The 16,885-nt window shown below is 53.0% G+C and carries 15 protein-coding genes; 7 read left to right on the plus strand and 8 right to left on the minus strand.

The window, feature by feature from the left end:
• Positions 1-12: 12 nt before the first annotated feature.
• Positions 13-648, minus strand: a complete 636-nt coding sequence (locus D8V06_RS13285; protein WP_130905503.1) for a response regulator transcription factor — start codon at positions 646-648, stop codon at positions 13-15.
• 909 nt (positions 649-1,557) lie between these two features.
• Here D8V06_RS13285 and D8V06_RS13290 point away from each other — a divergent pair.
• From D8V06_RS13290 to D8V06_RS13305, 4 genes are all read left to right on the plus strand, one after another.
• Positions 1,558-1,875, plus strand: a complete 318-nt coding sequence (locus tag D8V06_RS13290; RefSeq protein WP_130905502.1) for a DUF2388 domain-containing protein — start codon at positions 1,558-1,560, stop codon at positions 1,873-1,875.
• Positions 1,876-2,065: 190 nt separating this feature from the next.
• Complete coding sequence (locus D8V06_RS13295) at positions 2,066-2,740, plus strand: DUF3313 domain-containing protein (RefSeq protein ID WP_130905501.1); 675 nt, start codon at positions 2,066-2,068, stop codon at positions 2,738-2,740.
• A 138-nt stretch (positions 2,741-2,878) separates the two neighbouring features.
• Positions 2,879-3,082 carry a carbon storage regulator gene (locus tag D8V06_RS30390; protein ID WP_177434418.1) on the plus strand — a complete coding sequence of 68 codons (204 nt, stop codon included), beginning with the start codon at positions 2,879-2,881 and terminating at the stop codon, positions 3,080-3,082.
• Between the two features lie 338 nt (positions 3,083-3,420).
• Positions 3,421-3,867 (plus strand): YMGG-like glycine zipper-containing protein, encoded by a 447-nt coding sequence (locus D8V06_RS13305; protein ID WP_241667816.1) that lies wholly within the window; start codon positions 3,421-3,423, stop codon positions 3,865-3,867.
• A gap of 413 nt (positions 3,868-4,280) precedes the next feature.
• On the opposite strand, the gene D8V06_RS13310 is transcribed toward D8V06_RS13305, so the two are convergent.
• Together D8V06_RS13310 and D8V06_RS13315 are read right to left on the minus strand one after the other, a co-directional pair.
• Complete coding sequence (locus D8V06_RS13310) at positions 4,281-4,916, minus strand: DUF1120 domain-containing protein (RefSeq protein ID WP_130905498.1); 636 nt, start codon at positions 4,914-4,916, stop codon at positions 4,281-4,283.
• A 317-nt stretch (positions 4,917-5,233) separates the two neighbouring features.
• Positions 5,234-6,880, minus strand: coding sequence for an EAL domain-containing protein (locus tag D8V06_RS13315; protein WP_130905497.1), 1,647 nt, complete (start codon positions 6,878-6,880; stop codon positions 5,234-5,236).
• A 646-nt stretch (positions 6,881-7,526) separates the two neighbouring features.
• On the opposite strand from D8V06_RS13315, the gene D8V06_RS13320 reads away from it, so the two are divergent.
• Together D8V06_RS13320 and D8V06_RS13325 are read left to right on the plus strand one after the other, a co-directional pair.
• On the plus strand, positions 7,527-8,336 hold the full coding sequence (locus tag D8V06_RS13320) for a winged helix-turn-helix domain-containing protein (RefSeq protein ID WP_177434419.1): 810 nt from the start codon (positions 7,527-7,529) through the stop codon (positions 8,334-8,336).
• On the plus strand, positions 8,315-8,812 hold the full coding sequence (locus tag D8V06_RS13325; protein WP_130905495.1) for a hypothetical protein: 498 nt from the start codon (positions 8,315-8,317) through the stop codon (positions 8,810-8,812). Before D8V06_RS13320 ends, D8V06_RS13325 begins: the two co-directional genes overlap by 22 nt.
• Before the next feature lie 189 nt (positions 8,813-9,001).
• Here D8V06_RS13325 and D8V06_RS13330 read toward each other — a convergent pair whose 3' ends face one another.
• The 5 genes from D8V06_RS13330 to D8V06_RS13350 form a co-directional block, all read right to left on the minus strand.
• Positions 9,002-10,231, minus strand: a complete 1,230-nt coding sequence (locus tag D8V06_RS13330; protein ID WP_130905494.1) for a hypothetical protein — start codon at positions 10,229-10,231, stop codon at positions 9,002-9,004.
• Positions 10,218-12,839, minus strand: a complete 2,622-nt coding sequence (locus tag D8V06_RS13335; RefSeq protein ID WP_130905493.1) for a fimbria/pilus outer membrane usher protein — start codon at positions 12,837-12,839, stop codon at positions 10,218-10,220. Before D8V06_RS13335 ends, D8V06_RS13330 begins: the two co-directional genes overlap by 14 nt.
• Before the next feature lie 6 nt (positions 12,840-12,845).
• Positions 12,846-13,604, minus strand: coding sequence for a fimbria/pilus periplasmic chaperone (locus D8V06_RS13340; protein ID WP_130905492.1), 759 nt, complete (start codon positions 13,602-13,604; stop codon positions 12,846-12,848).
• 30 nt (positions 13,605-13,634) lie between these two features.
• A complete protein-coding gene (locus tag D8V06_RS13345; protein ID WP_130905491.1) occupies positions 13,635-14,177 on the minus strand; it encodes a fimbrial protein in 543 nt (180 codons plus the stop codon).
• A gap of 109 nt (positions 14,178-14,286) precedes the next feature.
• Complete coding sequence (locus tag D8V06_RS13350; protein ID WP_130905490.1) at positions 14,287-14,874, minus strand: fimbrial protein; 588 nt, start codon at positions 14,872-14,874, stop codon at positions 14,287-14,289.
• Between the two features lie 317 nt (positions 14,875-15,191).
• Between D8V06_RS13350 and D8V06_RS13355 the strand changes: the two genes are divergently transcribed.
• The coding region (locus D8V06_RS13355) for a ShlB/FhaC/HecB family hemolysin secretion/activation protein (RefSeq protein ID WP_177434420.1) at positions 15,192-16,885 on the plus strand (1,694 nt) is incomplete at its 3' end.

Consider the following 16,885-nt stretch of genomic DNA (forward strand, 5'->3'; position numbering starts at 1 on the left):
TTTGCGCATAGCTCAACTCCACGTCAAGCTCCGACCAAAGCTGATCAACTCATCATTGCCAGTCATGCCCAATTTAGCATTGAGGCGATTGTTGATCTTCTGAGCATCGGTCGCGGTGATCATTAAGGCTGATGCAATACTGTCGTGACTACCGCCCAGAACCAAGCAGCGAAGCGCGACAATCTCGCCGTCGGACAAATCACTAGCGACGCCGGCGGTGGTTTGGTAGGGAAACAGCATTCGTCCCTCCAATACCTGATTAATAGCATTCAAAATCAACGTAACGCCGACGTTTTTGCTAATAAAGCCTTTAGCGCCCAGGCGAATGCAGCGATAACTGTACACATTAGCATCAAGGGTGCTTAACACGAGTACCGGTAACGAAGGATGCTCCTCACGCAATCGTCGCAAGGTAGACAATCCCTCCATCAACGGCATATCCAGATCCAGCAATATCAAAGAGGGGGAGCAGCTTTGGGCAAGGCGCAAGGTCTCAACGCCGCTGCTGGCCTCGCCGGCCACTATGTAGCCTTCACGAAGCAGGCGCATCGCTAATACAGTACGAATGACTGGATCGTCATCGGCAATCAGAATACGGCCTTCTGGTCTGGGACGGACCTCTCTAAGTTGATTCCTTTTTCTGTACATGAGGCAAAACCTTGTGGCTGAGTGGGTATTTGAGTCAACGCTAATGTTCCAATTCAAATGGCGACCTATAAAACTCTGGGGCCGGGCGGATTTCCGCAAAGCAGCCAGCTCTCTCGCAGTGATGTCACAAGGCCATCATTGATGGCCAGGTGTCGCATCGTAACGTGAATCAAGCTTTTGTCACCAGAGCAAAACTCAGACAGTTCCCCCTGAGTGCCGGTCCGTGACGTAGTTTTTCAGGAGAGCTATTGGCGGTCGTTTAGCGCAGTGGGTAAAGTGCCATCGCAACGCGCAATTACGTGCGACACAAATCATGCTACTCGCGTAAGCCTTCCCAAAATGCAGGGTGCCTGCCCGATTATGCGTAGGGCTTACCTGATTCGAGGATTAGCAGCAAACAGCGGATCCTCACTCCAGCGGCTGGATATAGGTACAGTTTTGCGGGTGACTGTGGTGTTGAAGTGACATTTTTCATTCAATACCAGGCAGGATATGAAAGGGGGCGTTGCAAGACCGCAGCCTCTAAAACTCCTTATCGGCGCGCACAGGCACGCGGCAAGGCCCCTGGCACAGCCGGTAAGGATCGCGAGGGGAGTTCATGGGCTATCCGCAGGCACGCTCGTATAGAGCGTGGTCTGACTCGATGGGTGGCCAGATTGCGGATTGCCAAACCGCGCCCGAGAGTTCGGTTGTCCATCTTTATTTGCAGGATTTACCTACAGCCACAGCGCGGGTTTTTGACCTCTAATCGCTCAGGTCATTTAACTATGGTCTGTAGATAACGAGCTTAAGAATGGCGGCATCTGCCAACCACAAGTTCCCCAGAGCCTCCCATTCTGTTCACTGGCGTCGATAGAAGGACGTATTTGTCCAGCGACCAGTCTACTTTTACCTTTCACAGGAGCCCCTATGCTTCGTTTCATCTGTTCAGCAATGGCTGCTCTACTGATGGCCATGGCGGCAAATGTCCAAGCATCCAGCATGGTCAGCGCCTCCATTTCCGATGCTGTAAAAGCCACGTCCAATGTCACCTCCAAACTGTCGTCCTCGCTCAAAGACAACAAAATTGTACTTGCCGCCCAAGATGATGCAGCCAGTTTTGTGGCTACCGACGGGAGCATTCGCGGAGCGCAGCTGGAAAGTGCGTTGCAATACATTCGTCACTCCACACCGGAGCTGAGCTCGCTGAGCGACGTCGAGTTGGCTCGCGCCATCCTAGCGATCTAACAGTGATTGCAGGGTCATATTGATGGTCACCACAGTGCGCTGTAGCCGCTGATCTCTCCTGGGAAGACAGTCTTTTCGCGCCCCCTCAGGAATGACTGGCGCCAGTCGCTGCCACTTGATGGCAAGCGTAAGCAGGGCTCGTTTTACTGCAATCTCGTCGTCCTTGATTTTGTCCAACGGAAATAACCAGATGAACACCTCTCGAAAGCTGTTGTTTGGCATGGTATTGAGTAGCTTACTGCTCGGCGCTTGCACCTCCAAAATTACCAGCAAAACCCAGTACTCCGGTTTTCTAGAAAATTACGAGGATCTGCACACCGTCACTACGCCAAGCGGTGAGGAATCCCTACGTTGGACCAGTCCATCATGGGATCCGGATGCCTACGACACAGTCGTTTTCCAGCAACTGGAATTGTTTCCGTCACCCAAGCCCAATGAACGCGTAGATCAGGCGACTCTCGATCAGTTGCAAGCCTACATGAGCAAAATTACTAAGAAAGTTTTGAGCCAAAAGTACCACTTGCTCGCCAATGTAGACGCAGTCCCGGCCAATGCTCGCGCTCTGGAGCTTCGCGTTGCGATCACGGGTGTGAGTGCCTCCAACGAAGGCATCAAATGGTATGAGGTGGTCCCGGTGGCTGCGGTCATTAGCGGAGTGGGCGCCGCCACTGGCCATCGAGATCAAAATACCGAGCTATATCTTGAAGCCGAGTTGATCGACATGCAGACCTCGCAAACCGTGGCCAAGGTCGTGCGCAAAGCGTTTGGCGAACAGCTTAAAAATGCCAGCCAGCCGATAACCGCGCAGGCGTTCAAAGGCGCGATCAGAGCGCTTACCAACGATCTGGAAGTTTTCCTTCGCTAACCCATTTAAATGAGTCCTAGTGAGGAGCTGCGCTGGCGAAGGATGATCAATCGACCTTGGTTAAGCCCCTGTGGCGAATCCCGTTACCGACTCCTCGCAATAAGACAACGCTGTGAAAATTCTCTTTTGGGAGCAAGTATGCTCAAGCTGGCCCGGCTTCCCGGTGAGCGTATATTCATCGGAGATGACATCGTGCTTAAAATCATCAGCACCGACAGTCATACCGTTCAACTTAGCCTTGAGGCGAGCCCTCATCTGCTGATCGAGAGTGAAACCTATTTCTTAGGCGATCAAGATAAAGGCAGGCCGGAGGTGCAGGCGAATGAACGGTCGGAGGGCTAATGCGCCTACTACCCAGGAAGATTCGTCTGACTCCCTGAATTTTTCGTTACGCCCCCCATCACGACCTCCAGAATCGTGCTCCCGGGAATGGGTCTGTCAGCTAGCGGCTCTGGGGCTAGCAATGCTCGCAGGGGCAGGCATCGGTTTGCTTTCAGCGGTTATTTTTTACCAACTTTTAAGTCTTTCTTAGACCGACATCACCGCCCTCTAAACACCGTATTTGCAGCGATCGAGCCCTCTTCGGGCGATGGCTTTAACTCCACCTCCGACAATACCGAGCTCTAACAAGAGCCGGCTGTGCAGCCTTTCACAGGACGCTAATTATGAATGTATGTGCCATGACCGTATTCGCGGTCAGCTTGATTTTTAGTGTGACAGCCGGGGCAGCGACAGTGGTTCCGCTGAAAAATCAAAGCTCAGAAACGATTCAGAAAGACACGGGCACCTGTCGCACCCAAGCCAATGACCAGCATCCGATTTCTACCGATGTCGCCATTGGCGGGCGAGTTCGAGGAGCGGCCGTCGGTGCCGCGGCGGGTGTCACAGCAGCGCAAATCAAAGGGCATCAACATGAGCGTATCTATGATCAACTCAGTCACGACACACAACAAGATTATCGTCAAAATCACGCGATCAGCGCTGCGACGGCGGGAGCTATAGTCGGTGGTGCCCGCCAGCGGCACCAACGCCAACAAGCCATGGCTGCGACCGACCAGGCAGTAAGAGCCAATAACTCGGTGTACAGTGCGTGCCTGCAGCAGCGCGGTTATGAGGTTCTGCCATAGTCTTCGCCCCAGGTTATCCAATAACCGAGCAAATTGGGTCGCTGCCTCGCAATCCGCTGGCGAGTACCCGCCGTCTAAAGCCGTTTATGGGGTTCCGCGCCTCCTTCTGCAGATCATTTTGCCATCCGTGTTATAACCATGTTAGGCGCCCCCGTGCGAGGGCGCACTGCTGACGGGGTCGCAGAAACTGGCATCAAGCGCCCTATACAAAGCCCTCCTGGGATGAAACACGACACAGTTGCCGTTACGATAATGCATTGCCACCGGGTGCGGACTCCCAGTACAAGTCCCTAAGCTCAATAAGTGTCGAGCCGATGCTCTATCAAGCTGAGGCGCTGGCCTAACAAGCTAGAGCTGACACAATTTGCAGGAAATCCATTACCTGGCCGCTTCCCGCTACAACAACACGGGTCTTATAGGTAAATCAGCTCGAATGTGGCAGAGCCATCGAGGTCTATTGTGCTACTGGTATCCAAAGTGTTACGCGGCTGAATATGATAGGCCACTGCAATTAGACTTGATGCATTTGTCACCGCCTTAGGCGCGGTGGTCGGGGTTGTCGCGGAATCAAAGGCATAGGTATTCGAGCCTGATGCATAACTCTTAAGAAGCGCGGCCGAAGCATTAGCCCAGGTACTACCATTATCCGTCGAAACTTTAACTAATCCTGTGGCTGAATCCGCTAGTATAGTTTGGAGCGCCATGTCGTAATAGCCTATAGGATGACTTGCGCCATCTAATCCCAATCCAAAATGATCAGGGGCAATCACCGATGACGGCACGGTGGCAGCTCGGTTATCGACTAATCTAAAACCCGCATAAGAGGGGGCTGCACAGGTGATACTTAGCGTTTGGCTGACTCGCTGAGGGGCATCCGAGACGCCTGTCGGAGCCAAGACAATCTCGCCAAAATCGATCTGACCATTGCCCGTCATAGCAATATCGCAAGCGGGCGGCGAGATGATACCCGTCACGGTAATGTCAACAGACGTAGCCGCCACAGCGGCATGCGTTAAAAGGCACAGTGGCAACACCAATAGTCTTTTCATAGTTGCTTCCAAGGAAAAGTAAGTGAATCCAGTTGGATGTGACTTCCTTGCTAATAACGACGTAGCTGAACATCAGAGCGCACCAGAAAAAAGCCCGAGCAAACCCAATCTGTTTAATCGCGCTCTCTAGATTCAGTAAGCGCCATTGCTCTGGGCTTTTCTGTAAGGCAATACTGAAAAATGGTCATGTAAGCAGCCAAAGTGGGTGTCCACGGTTTTAGTTCCGGCGCTGGAAAATTACCGTGCGATACCGGTACACCGCTACTTCACTTGCAGGTAATAATAGGCGCCGAACCGGACCTTTAATCCATTGCACGTCAGAGTGCGGAGGACCCCGCTGCACGCTGTAGCGCGAGTTGGCGAGCAGGCAAAGCGGGGGAGTATAACCAGCCTTGCGCCAGCGTGACTCCAGCCTGGCTAAGCAGATGCGCCTGCTCTGTGAACTCCACACCTTCGGCTACGACACTGTATTGCATCGTTTGAGCAATACGCAGCACTTGTCGCCACATGGCTTTAGATGCGTGACAGCGGTCGAGGGTTAAGAAAGAGCGATCTATTTTAAGAATGTCAATCGGCAGGTGCTCTAAATATGCCAGATTAGAATAGCCAGTGCCAAAGTCGTCAACGGCGATACGATGCCCAAGTTCTTTTAATCGCCGCATCTGAGAGGCTGCGGCATCCTTGTCCAGCACCACGCTTTCGGTAAGCTCAAATACAATCACTGCAGCAGGGACATGGTATTCACGGAACAATGCACTGACAAAGTCAGCAAACTGGCTGTCTGCCAAGTCCTCGGCAGATAAATTGATGGTGATGTACAAACTGTCGCAATATTGAAAAAAAGCCGCATATTCCTCAGCGACCCGTCGACATATCCAGCGAGTCAATTCATTGGTCAAGCCGCAGCGCTGAGCCTCGGCGACCACCATGGCTGGACTCAGTGTTCGTCCCTTGACGCTCCAGCGTAATAAGGCCTCGGCACCGCGCCAATCCCCCGTGCGCAGATCGACGATCGGCTGATAATGGAGGTTCAAACGATTGTGGCGCATGGCCCGTGAGAGCTGAGCGGCAAGCGACAACTGATGCCGATAAACATAGCGTCCAACCTGCACAAGCCCAAAGCTCGATATGCCGCTGCCAAACAACACGGCGAGAAATATCAACCAGCGCGTCTGGTTAACCTCGGTCGCTGGCTCACTGATGACGCCGAGTACATTAGGCCATGGCGTGGCCAATGCGAGGTACCAGGCGTCTTTATGGGCTACCAACTGCCCTACGGGTGGCGGCCGGCCAATGGCAATCGGGTCATCGTCTCGAGCCATCACCACGTGCGCATCGCGCCCATCGATGAGTCGGTAAGCTCGGGATGAAAAGCTGGGTAGGCCGTCAAAAAACAGGTCCTTGTTCACCCAGACAAACGCCTTATCCTGGGCAATGACAATGTAATCCTGATTCACATCGTCGGTGAGTAGACCTGGAAACCAATACTCGCGTTCTCTGCGCGGATAATAAGTAATTGCTCCTCGGTGCGGGAGAACGGACCGGGCAAGCGGGTAGCCATAAGATGAGCAGACTGAACCGTCGGGCATCAGCAGGGCTGCTTCATACACGTACCGGTCAGCTCTGACCGCCTTGGCCAGCGCCTGGAACACTGAGGCCGTACAGCTTTTATTCGAGGCGCTTAGTGCGCTCATGGTCGTCAAGACACGATCGACCTGCTCATCGATCTGCTGAGCACGCGCATGAACGTCAAGAGCTAGCTCGCTCATGCCGCGCACCGTTTGCATCTGCGTCAATCGGTCACTGATTAGCCAGATCATCGCGACCACAGTCAGAGCGCCGGGAATCCACAGCGTCAATAACCACCATCGTCTAAGGGCTGCGCCTTTCATTGAAAGAACGCCACTGGACAGCAAACCACTGTCCGAAGCCATAACAGCGCACAACTTTCGCAACAGGTTCATTTAGGGTCCTTGATTGCGATCGCTATGCAGCGAATCCGCAGATGGCCTGAATTCGCTCTTGTGAGGCGCACTGATTGGGTGCGCACAGGTCTACCTGATGGGGCGACACACCGAAAAGCACAACCTAATCCGGCAGCGACGAAGAAACTCCTGCTTGTAGCGCCATTGAACCGCAAGTATTTTTGAATCGCTGTAGGGAAATCCTGAAAGGCGGATGATGAGGTTTATCGACGCCCATGGCTAAGCTCAATCCGAGCCTCAACTCGCCCAGGTACAGGCGCAGTCTGATCAAGACACCCGCTCTCACTCATGCCTGACCCTTTCCTCATCCGCCCCACGGCGGGCTCACTGCGCTTAAAGATCATTGATTGACGGGCGTGACGGAAGTGACGCCGCCTCCCAATTCCTGCACGGCAGACAGAGTGGCTAGAGCCCGCACTAACCCTCAGTTGCAGGATTACCCTACAGCCAGTTATCTCGTCTGTGCAGTTCAATTTAAAAAGTAAAAATGATCGGTTCAATCGCCACGACACACGGCAGAGCGTCAATGAGCGTTATGCACCATTGCCCTTGGGTGGCAACCTCACTTTCTCGATGTTATCGACGACGAGGGCACTTCATAAGCTCATCTGACGGGAGTTCCAGCATGAACTATGTGTTTCGATTAAAGCGGGGAGAAGTGGTGACCTTTGACCCGGAGTACTCCACATTGTCCATTCTGTCACCGAACGAAACAGTTGATCACCATACCCTAGGCAGGGCTGAATCACGCCTGCTAAGTTTTTTGTTGAGCGCGCCAGGCAGTGTTAAGAGCAGGGCTGAAATTGTTGAGCACGTATGGGATGACCGTATTGTCGCCTCGGGCAGTCTGAATCAAGCGATTTTTTCACTCAGAGCCATTCTCAATGACAGTCGCGAACATGAGATTTTGATGACCGTTCCTCGACGAGGATATCGCTTTAATCGTCAGTACGTCATTGACGATGCAGGCCATATCGGTGACACCGAGGACCTTCCGATACGCCCGACGCCTTCTGAGATGTTATATCCTCCAACAGGGATTCCCACGCTGTTATCGATGATGCCGCCCATGAGCAATCGCCGAAAGTTATTGCTCGGCTATGCGGTGGTGCTGCCTTTGCTGGTAGTAGCACTGGTTCAAGCACCTGAAATCGAGGAGTCCAGAATTCAGATTACCAACGCCTACCATGACAAGGTGACATTGCATTTTATTGCTGCCACGCGCGATAAGGCATCAGAATTTCAACATATGTTTGCTGCTGATCAGGCCAAACTCCCCGTTACGTTAAAAGGTGAAGTCTGGCTTCTTAGCAGTAAAAATACCTATGCCGTCTCATGTATTCGCGCCGATGGCAGCACGTCAAACTTAAAATTCGACCACAACAGTATAAAACCGATGGAGGTTGTTCAACAGTGCCTAGAATCCGCGCTCTGAAAGCCTTTTTGTGCATCCTGATACCCTGGCTAGTGCTGGCGGGATTGGCTTGTATATGCGCCGCACTTTTTTATACGTCGCTTGCCGCGCGCAAATACAACGGAGAATATCAAACCACTTTTAAACAATTACGACCCACCGCCGAACAACTGACTGAAGAGTACCTGACGCTCAATCAGCAAATGTTTACTTTAACGGAAATCCATCAAGTCGACGGGACGACTCATTATGAGACTTTTTATGCCGACGTCCTCAACACCCACCCCCTCGGTGGGCAGTTACAAGTCAAAAACGTAATGACGGACCAGCGATCTCGCTGGACCCCATACCAAGAAAATGCTGAGCTCATCGCGAAATATCAATACGCCACCCAACCTGGCGCGATCCTTAACTTTCAAGTACTCAGCGCCCCGCATGGCGAGGCGCTGTGTATGTACATCTATGAGTTGAGTCGTTTGCGCTGCATGAACCCTTAACGCCGACGAAGCGGAGGCTGATCCAGGTGCGAAGCACTATGAGGGAGGTCGTCCGCTTCGTGCCCCAAGCGGATATCTCCTTTTCCTCCAACGGCCCACACTCTGCGTCCGGTGCGTCTTGCTCCAAGAGAGTCAACCCTACCGACTCCGCTTTTCCCTCGTCATGACCGTTGCACCATAAGGCTACCCTTAAAAGATATTAATGGTGAACGCATAATTCACCGAGAAGGCGCCGGGCACCAGGGGGGAGCCATTTTTGTAGTAGCGGAACGTGATGGGGATGTTTAACACCTCGCCATTGAATTCGTTGTTTTGCAAGTATTGAGTCTGGAAGGTGGCGCCGTCGTCACTGGAATATTTACCCGTTAACGGCGCGCCAGGACCTCCGAGCGGTTGATTCGGGTAGGTGACCCCAAATTGGACGGGCACGCCTCGCATCAATAATTGTATGCCCAAGGTACTGTCAGCCGTAGGTAACGCAACGCCATCTTCCGGCCCCGGAAAGGCGGTGTTAAAGGACACCTCGGGTAGACTTTGATTGGCGAGAGCCTCACAGGAAAAATACCATCCAGTTTCTTTTTGGCTGGTGCTGATAGGCCCCTGATTGCCGACGGCATTGAAGTCAGTGACATTGACACTCTGCATGGTGACCTGACGACCCGTGTTAGCGCCTCCAACACTGCCGACCTGGCACGCCGGGGTTTTCACCACCAAGCTTGGAATGTTGTTGGGCGCAGTGTTGCTGGGTCGCAAGTTGGTCGACACCGGGTTTCCGGCATCAGACGTCAGCTGACCGAGCGTCATGTCATAAATTTTGAAGGCCCCACCGTTGCTCACATTCAGGAACGTTTCCACCCCGGGAGTCGCCAAAAACGGTCCGGTACGCATCCAGCTGGCGCGCAGTGTGAAAGGCAAATAAGTCACCACGCCGGTGGGGTTGACGTTGGCGGTCGGCGCCGCCACAACAATGGAGTTCGCTATCGGTCCATTGACTTTTCCCGGAAATTGCAACCGCAACCCCACGCCAGGCACATTGCTCGGCACGATGTAACCGCTACCGCTGGGCAAGGAGCCCGGGGGCGCCACGAACAAAATTTCGACTTTATGCCCAACCGCGGTGGACGCTACCGAGCAGCCACCGAGCGAACTCGTTGGAAAGCTGATGTCGGTCATCAGGGCGTTGATCGGAAGGGTCGCCGCATCCATCCAGGACGGAGGGCCGTTGCCGCCGGTGTCGATATTAAAAATTGAGGACAAAATGAAGGGACTGTTCTGGCTGACACTCCCATCCGTGCCGTTGAGGATGATCGAACAGCCCGCGGCGTATGCGGTGCCGGACGAACAAACCATGTACAGGCCTAACAGGACCGCTCGGCGTGATATCCATTTGAGGGAGGAGGTTTCATTATTTTTGGACATGGGCGGTACTCAGCGCGAAAGGTTCACAAATCCCTGTGGCTTGGGCCATGGCATTCATGCCCTTAGCCGTAGGCGCTTTCTTCGTCAACGTATACTTGATCACACAGCCGTCGGTTTTATTCAGCGCAATGAACAACTTTCCGGTGGACTCAATGCCGCGGACGAATATGTGACCGCCTTGCCCAACATAACCCACGGTACTGCCCGCGGGGGCATCTCTCACATCAGCCCCAAAAGGCAGCGGCGAGCCATCACTGAGGGTGGCGGTGATCAAGCCGGATGTTTTTTGTGAGGTATTGAATTTGACCCGCACAATGGCCCCGGACGCAGGAATAGTCTCATTACTGGTGGAGTCCAATTGCACATCGGTCGACAATCCCAATGGATCGAGCTCGACGCGATTACGCGCATAGGGGGTTAAGGTTGGCACGACGCCGTAACCGCTATCACCGACCTTGGTGCCGTACCCATTGATGATTTTTGCCTGCGCTGCATCCTTGGCTTCCACCAGCGCCACGGTTTGTCCCAGGCTTTGGCTCAAGGTAATGCCGTCAGCGTGCACAAGCATCCCGCCGGAAATACCGGCGTTGGTCTGCGTATACCCGTCACCTTTAGTGACGCCGAGGTTTACATTGGCCAGCGCACCTTGATAGGCGCCGTTCAGGCTCAAACTGCCACTGTCACCACTATTGCCCAAGGCTTGACTGGCAGTAGCACCGTAGGAGTAGCGTCCATCAGCGCCTGCCGTACCTGTCAGGGTCGCTTGGGCTTGGCCATTGTTATTGTCATCGAAGGTGTTGCGACTGGTTAGGTATTGGCGATTACCGCTGTCCGATGGAAAGAGTGGCATGGTGAAACTCAAGATGTATTGAGTCGTGTTAAAACCGTTTTGATTGAGGGTGCGATCGATTTCGAAGCTGTAATTAATGTTTTTAAACGAGTTGTTGTAGGTCATTTGATACAAGCTGTCGGTGCCTGAACGATTCCAGTAATCGCGCGTTTCGCCGTTGAGATAAAGACTGCCCCAGCCTTCACCCAACGATTGCGTCAGGTTGACGCTAAACCGGCTTTTTTGTTTGTCGTTGACCGAAAATACCGTGCTGTCCCTGACGCTGCCGCCCGCACGCCGGTTATTCTCGCTCTGCACCATATCGCTGAATGACCAATAGCCTTCAGTCGAGTACCGATAGCTGGACAGGGTAATGTTGGTCTGGGTAGCGTCCAGAAGCTTGGAATACAACACGCGCACACTGCTGCCTTCATTCGCCTGCACATCGTCCAGAAGGTTTTTTGCGTAGGTAAAATCAGCTGAGAACGCGCCAATGGGTGTGTTAAGCGCGCTGCCGAAGGCCACGGAGTGATAATCCTCACTGGCCAACACACCACCGTAGGGGGTTAGGGTGTTATTCAGGCCGTAGGTGGTCGTAAATTGAGCGACCTTAGGCGTGTAATCATCCAGTCCAGGGCCTTCCGCCTGGCCAATGGCCGTGAAATAGTTAATTTGACCAGGGCGCAACAACTGCGCAGAAGCCGAATACGGTACGGTGTAGGTACGACTTTGCCCATCAGCTTCGGTGATAGTGACTTCAAGGTCACTGCCGTAGCCCACCGGCGCCAAGTCGCGAATCTCAAAGGGCCCCGGAGCCACAGAGCGCTGGTACAAAGTCATTCCGCCTTGGGTGATGGTGACCTTGGCGTTACTGTTGGCTGTCCCGCGAACCACGGGGGCATACCCTCGTTGCGAAGCCGGCCGCATGCGCTCATCAGTGGCCAACATGGCGCCGCGAAAGTTATACGAATCGAAGACCTGGCCATCGGTATAAGTTTCACCCAGTCTCAAGGTTGAGCCCAGCGATGGTACATCCGTTTCGGCATAAGTGCGTTGACGTTGGTAGGTCTGAGTGTCCTCATTGCGACTCAAGCTCGATAATTGCCGAAAGCGCCACCCACCATAGTTAAAACCGGCGTCCAGTTGTAAAAAACCGTCGGTCGTTTGTTGGCCTTGGGACTCGTTGCTAAACAGGTTAAGGGCATAGTTCAACCGCCCCGCGGTGATGCCATCGTCCCACAAAGAGGGATCGATATAGTCAAGCGGACGCTCCGCCAAATAAAGTTGGGGAATCTGTATATCCAGGCGCTGCTCGTTCAGATCATAACGGGATGAAGCCCCGGGTATGATGGCGCTGACAGGCTGGCAGGGCGGTACGGGGGCATCGACCCCCGTTACCCACAAGCGTTCTTTGGGATCTAATTTCGTCATATCCAACGCAAAAATACGCATTTGCAAAGGAGTTAAACATGCCGTCGCATTGGTACCGTCAGCCCCTGCGGTGAACAGAACAGTCTGCTCTTGGTAGAAGTTATCATTGACATAAAACTGTACCGAGTAAGTGCCAGGCGATACGGGGTTGCCCTTGGAAAAGCGCGACAGGTCAACATGGCTTTTTTCAGCCTCGTTGCCCCACAGCATGCGCTGGTCAAATTCCACATCAGCATATTGAGGTTGAAGGTCGGCGTGCGCCGCCGCAGGCAAAATCAATAAGGCGCTGAGGGCCTGAGCACAATACAGAGGGCCTTTGGGAGAAGGAGCAGTAATTATACGAGCCATGATGATTTAGTCTGCCCGACCATGATAAGGCAGGGCTGTCGCTTTAAGTTCGGGGGTTCCACCGTAGTCATTGACTGGAAAGTAGGTAACCGTACTGGACGGGTTCGAAGTTTTAGCCCCTACAAGCTTGAGCACCGCTTGTGAGAAGGGAGCCACCATGATGCCTTCGACAGTGCCTGCGTCGCCTTTAGCTCCCAACTCGACGCGCTTAAGCGAGACGTTAAAGGCGCTGGGGTTTTTCACCAGTAGTCCCCCTGGTTGAGCCTGCCAGACCAATTGTTCTGGCGCCGCCGCTGCGCTGCCTGGTAAGCCTTCAGGACGGAAAAATAATTTGATACGGGTACGCAGGGAAAACTGCAGATAATTGGCGTCACTGGTGTCGCCGGCGGGCTTGGCGGGAATTTCAAGGACATTCAACCAAAACACCGATTCACGATCGGTGGGAACCGGTTTGCTCTGGGTATAGCGAACCCGTAAGGCATGTCCTTTGTCGGGATCCATACGGAAAATGGGGGTCAAGATAATAAAGGGGACGTCGATCTTTTCGGGGCTGGACTTTTCATCTCCGTCATCAATCCAGGCCTGCACCAAGCGAGGGGCTTCGCCTTTATTGGTCAGGCGCACCGTCACTTCCGCGGCCTTCGCTGGATAAATAACGCGCGTACCATCAATCACGATTGATGCGTGAGCCGTCGACATGCATAACACAGCACTTAAAAATGTCATCAACCAAGTAACGAACAAACGAGTAGGGTAGCGGTACATGGGTGTTTCACCGATGTTGGGCCCAAAGGGCTAGAGATAATTAATGACGTAAGTGAGTGCACTACTGACCGCGCCAGCGCTGGCGGCGGCAGTCGCGTAATATTGAATATAAAAAGAAAAGTTGACCGCACCTGCGGTTGGCGCAGTGGGCGTCGCCGCGTTTTGCGAATCGCTATCCAGGCTCAAGTTCACCACCCCTGAGTTACTGTCGAGCAGCTGCAGCTCAACGGCGCTCGCAGGATTTGAACTGGCAGTATTGTTGAGTCGACCTTGAGGGGTGATGGTGCTTTGCGTGTTCTGAAAATACGGCACTACCTCACCGGTCGAACTGCAATTAGTCAGATTGAGTGTAAAACTGGTTTTACCGTCTACATTGCCCACCGAAGCAAGTTTGGCCACTGTGGTGGGAGGAAGGGCAACGGTGGCGTCCGTGTTTGCGCCGTTGATTCGCACTTCACAAGTTGACGTTTTAAGTTCACCCAGGACAGTGACGGTCTGTGTATCCGCCAATGTGACCAACGGCACCAACAGGGCGAGCACTCCCCCGCCGCGATGATAAATAGGCCGCTTCATATAAGTACTCAGCCAGACATTGCGCGGGCATCGGCGATGACCGCAAACAAAGCCGACGTTCCCTCCCAATGAGCGGAACGCCGACAGGTTCTACCTAACTGACTGGAATTCAGTTGTAGCTCAGAACATATTCCAGTTGCGAGGTAACCAAGCCCGGAGTGGACTGGCCGGTGGCGTAGTACTGGGCGTAGTGAACCAGTTCGGCAGTACCGGCACCGGCTGCGCCAACGATAGTGGCGTTGGTAGTGTTCTGCTGACCATCTGGCTTAGACAGGTCGATTGGTTGCAAGGTGTCATTCAGCATTTGAATCTGAACGTTAGTGGCACCACCGCTCGCAACGGCGGTCTGGTTATTCAAACGACCATTGACATTAATGATTGGCGAAGCCTGCCAGAATGCATGCACGGCGGTGGCTGGCGTGCCGGTGCCACCTGCTACCAGACCGCAATTGCTCAGGTTCATACGCACAAATACGCGACCAGTGACATCCGCCGCATTGGCCAAGGCGCTGCTCGAAACGCGCGGCAAAGTAACAGTGGCGTTAGCGGTGCCGCCGTTAACGGAAACGTCGCAAGTGGTATCTGTCACTTCTCCAGTGAAATCGATCACGCCGGTATCGGCAGCCATTGCTGTTTGCGCCATTGCCGTCGCTACCACTACGCTGGCCGCGAATGCAAACTTCTTCATGCTAATCATAAAATAGTCTCGTCGAATTTAATAAAACAAGGGGTTTGAACTTAGGCCTTAGCGCGTAAGTGTCTAAATGGTAGGTCGCCATCGACCGCGGCGGAAGTGATTGGTGTAAAAAATAACAATATTTAAGCCGATTAACGCCAGCGGCAAGAGGGCGAGGCGTGTTTGATTATCTAAATAATAATAAATAACAATTTTTGATTCTGGCGAAGCGCGGTTTCTGTTTAGGATTTCTATGCATTTCAGTTCGACTGAACATTGGCATGATCTTGAAGCGTCTTACAACAACTATTTATTATTTTTGGTCGCGAGGAGCCGCCATGAGTTTATTGGAACGTAAAGGACGCTTTATTACCTCAGCGCTTTTACTCCTAATAGCGATCCCTCCTTCATGGGTGATCGCGGCCCCTCAACAGGCCCTGCCGACGAGTCGGGAGCAGGATCAACAGAATAAGATCTATCAAGACGCTATGATCAAACGCGCCCTCAATGAAGCGCGCCGTAGCCCAGAAGGCTTGGTTGATGAGCCCGATCAAACGGTTGAGCCCGCAGGGATTCGTGGCGGACCGAGCTTCATGATTAACCACATTGAAGTTGACACGGGTTTGTTTCCTGCTGACGCGGTTGAGGTTGACGACATATTGCAGCGTTATACCGGTCGTAAGCTCGACGGCACTGACGTCTTCTACCTAGTGCGCGACATCACCAATCGCTACAGCGGAAAGGGCTTTTCGACCACCGCAGTGAAAGTCATTCCCGGCAACATGAAGTCCGGACTTTTAACGCTGGTGATCGATTGGGGGTTGGTCGAAGGTTGGCTCGTCAATGGCAATGCTCCTAGCTCAATCGCGGAAAAGATGATGACATTCCAAGCGATGCCGGGTGTCATCGGCAAACCGCTTAATATTTTTGATCTGGATCAAGCGATTGAAAACCTTAACAACGGCGCCAAGCGGGCCACCATCGATGTCGTGCCGTCGGAACGCGCGGGTTATTCGCTTCTGAATATTGTCACCACCCCAAGCAAGGCCAATACCGTTTCGCTCGGCATGAATAACTCCGGCGTGAATTCTCCGAGCAATGGGCGCTATCAGTATGTTTTAACGTCCAGTTTGAATGACTTGTTGTTGGGTAATGACTCGCTTTCGGTGTATGGCAATGGCCGGCGCTTCAAGGATGACGAGCATAAGTCGGAATATTCCGCCGGGGTGAATTATTCGTTTCCGGTGGGCTACAGCCTTGTTGAACTACGCTACAGCGACTCTTATTACAGCAATATACTGTCGGGGAATTTCGGTGATTATTCCACCCATGGCGACTCGCAAACTTATGACATCAAGCTGTCGCATACGTTGTGGCGGGACACGAACACCAAGCTTTCCGCTTACTCGCAGTTAGAACGTAAAGAAAGCGCGAACTATTTAGAAGACACGTATCTAGAAGCCAGTAGTTTACGGTACAACGCGCTGACCATGGGATTACAAATGGTCAATAAGCTCCAAGGCGGAGTTTTATATGGCGACTGGAGTTTGACCCAAGGGCTTTCGGCGTTTGGCGGTAGCGATGCGGCTTTCAAAAAAAATGGCAAACCCACCAATGTGAGATTGTTTGCTTTTAACACGGCCTGGTCAGGTGGGCTTCAACTTTATGACCGGGATTTTGAGTACGCCATGCATGTCGGAGGCCAGTATGCCAAAGACAGTACGGTGACCACGTACAAGCAAGGTATTGGTGATGAATACACCGTGCGTGGGTTTCAAGGGCCTGCTTTGTGGGGAGATCGGGCCATCTTCGTCAACAACACCATAACGCTGCCCATTCAAACAAATTACGGCAATTTTGCCCCGTTTGTAGGTTTGGATGCAGGTTACGTTGATGAAATTTATGAGGAACCGGGATATGCCGAAGACGCCACTATTGCCGGTGCAAGCATCGGCACGCGCCTGAACTGGCCTCACGCCATGCTCGGGTTCACTTTGTCCCGCCCGCTGCTTATCCCCGATTTTATCCGATC

Source organism: Pseudomonas sp. Sample_24 (assembly GCF_004307605.1).
In the GTDB taxonomy this organism is placed as follows: Bacteria; Pseudomonadota; Gammaproteobacteria; order Pseudomonadales; family Pseudomonadaceae; genus Aquipseudomonas.

Bases quoted from the DNA above. Each gene is read 5' to 3' on its own strand.
- D8V06_RS13315 (WP_130905497.1), bottom strand. From the start codon at position 6,880: ATGAACCTGTTGCGAAAGTTGTGCGCTGTTATGGCTTCGGACAGTGGT.
- D8V06_RS13335 (WP_130905493.1), bottom strand. From the start codon at position 12,839: ATGGCTCGTATAATTACTGCTCCTTCTCCCAAAGGCCCTCTGTATTGT.
- D8V06_RS13285 (WP_130905503.1), bottom strand. From the start codon at position 648: ATGTACAGAAAAAGGAATCAACTTAGAGAGGTCCGTCCCAGACCAGAA.
- D8V06_RS13290 (WP_130905502.1), top strand. From the start codon at position 1,558: ATGCTTCGTTTCATCTGTTCAGCAATGGCTGCTCTACTGATGGCCATG.
- D8V06_RS13305 (WP_241667816.1), top strand. From the start codon at position 3,421: ATGACCGTATTCGCGGTCAGCTTGATTTTTAGTGTGACAGCCGGGGCA.
- D8V06_RS13340 (WP_130905492.1), bottom strand. From the start codon at position 13,604: ATGTACCGCTACCCTACTCGTTTGTTCGTTACTTGGTTGATGACATTT.
- D8V06_RS13350 (WP_130905490.1), bottom strand. From the start codon at position 14,874: ATGATTAGCATGAAGAAGTTTGCATTCGCGGCCAGCGTAGTGGTAGCG.
- D8V06_RS13320 (WP_177434419.1), top strand. From the start codon at position 7,527: ATGAACTATGTGTTTCGATTAAAGCGGGGAGAAGTGGTGACCTTTGAC.
- D8V06_RS13345 (WP_130905491.1), bottom strand. From the start codon at position 14,177: ATGAAGCGGCCTATTTATCATCGCGGCGGGGGAGTGCTCGCCCTGTTG.
- D8V06_RS13310 (WP_130905498.1), bottom strand. From the start codon at position 4,916: ATGAAAAGACTATTGGTGTTGCCACTGTGCCTTTTAACGCATGCCGCT.
- D8V06_RS13295 (WP_130905501.1), top strand. From the start codon at position 2,066: ATGAACACCTCTCGAAAGCTGTTGTTTGGCATGGTATTGAGTAGCTTA.
- D8V06_RS30390 (WP_177434418.1), top strand. From the start codon at position 2,879: ATGCTCAAGCTGGCCCGGCTTCCCGGTGAGCGTATATTCATCGGAGAT.
- D8V06_RS13330 (WP_130905494.1), bottom strand. From the start codon at position 10,231: ATGTCCAAAAATAATGAAACCTCCTCCCTCAAATGGATATCACGCCGA.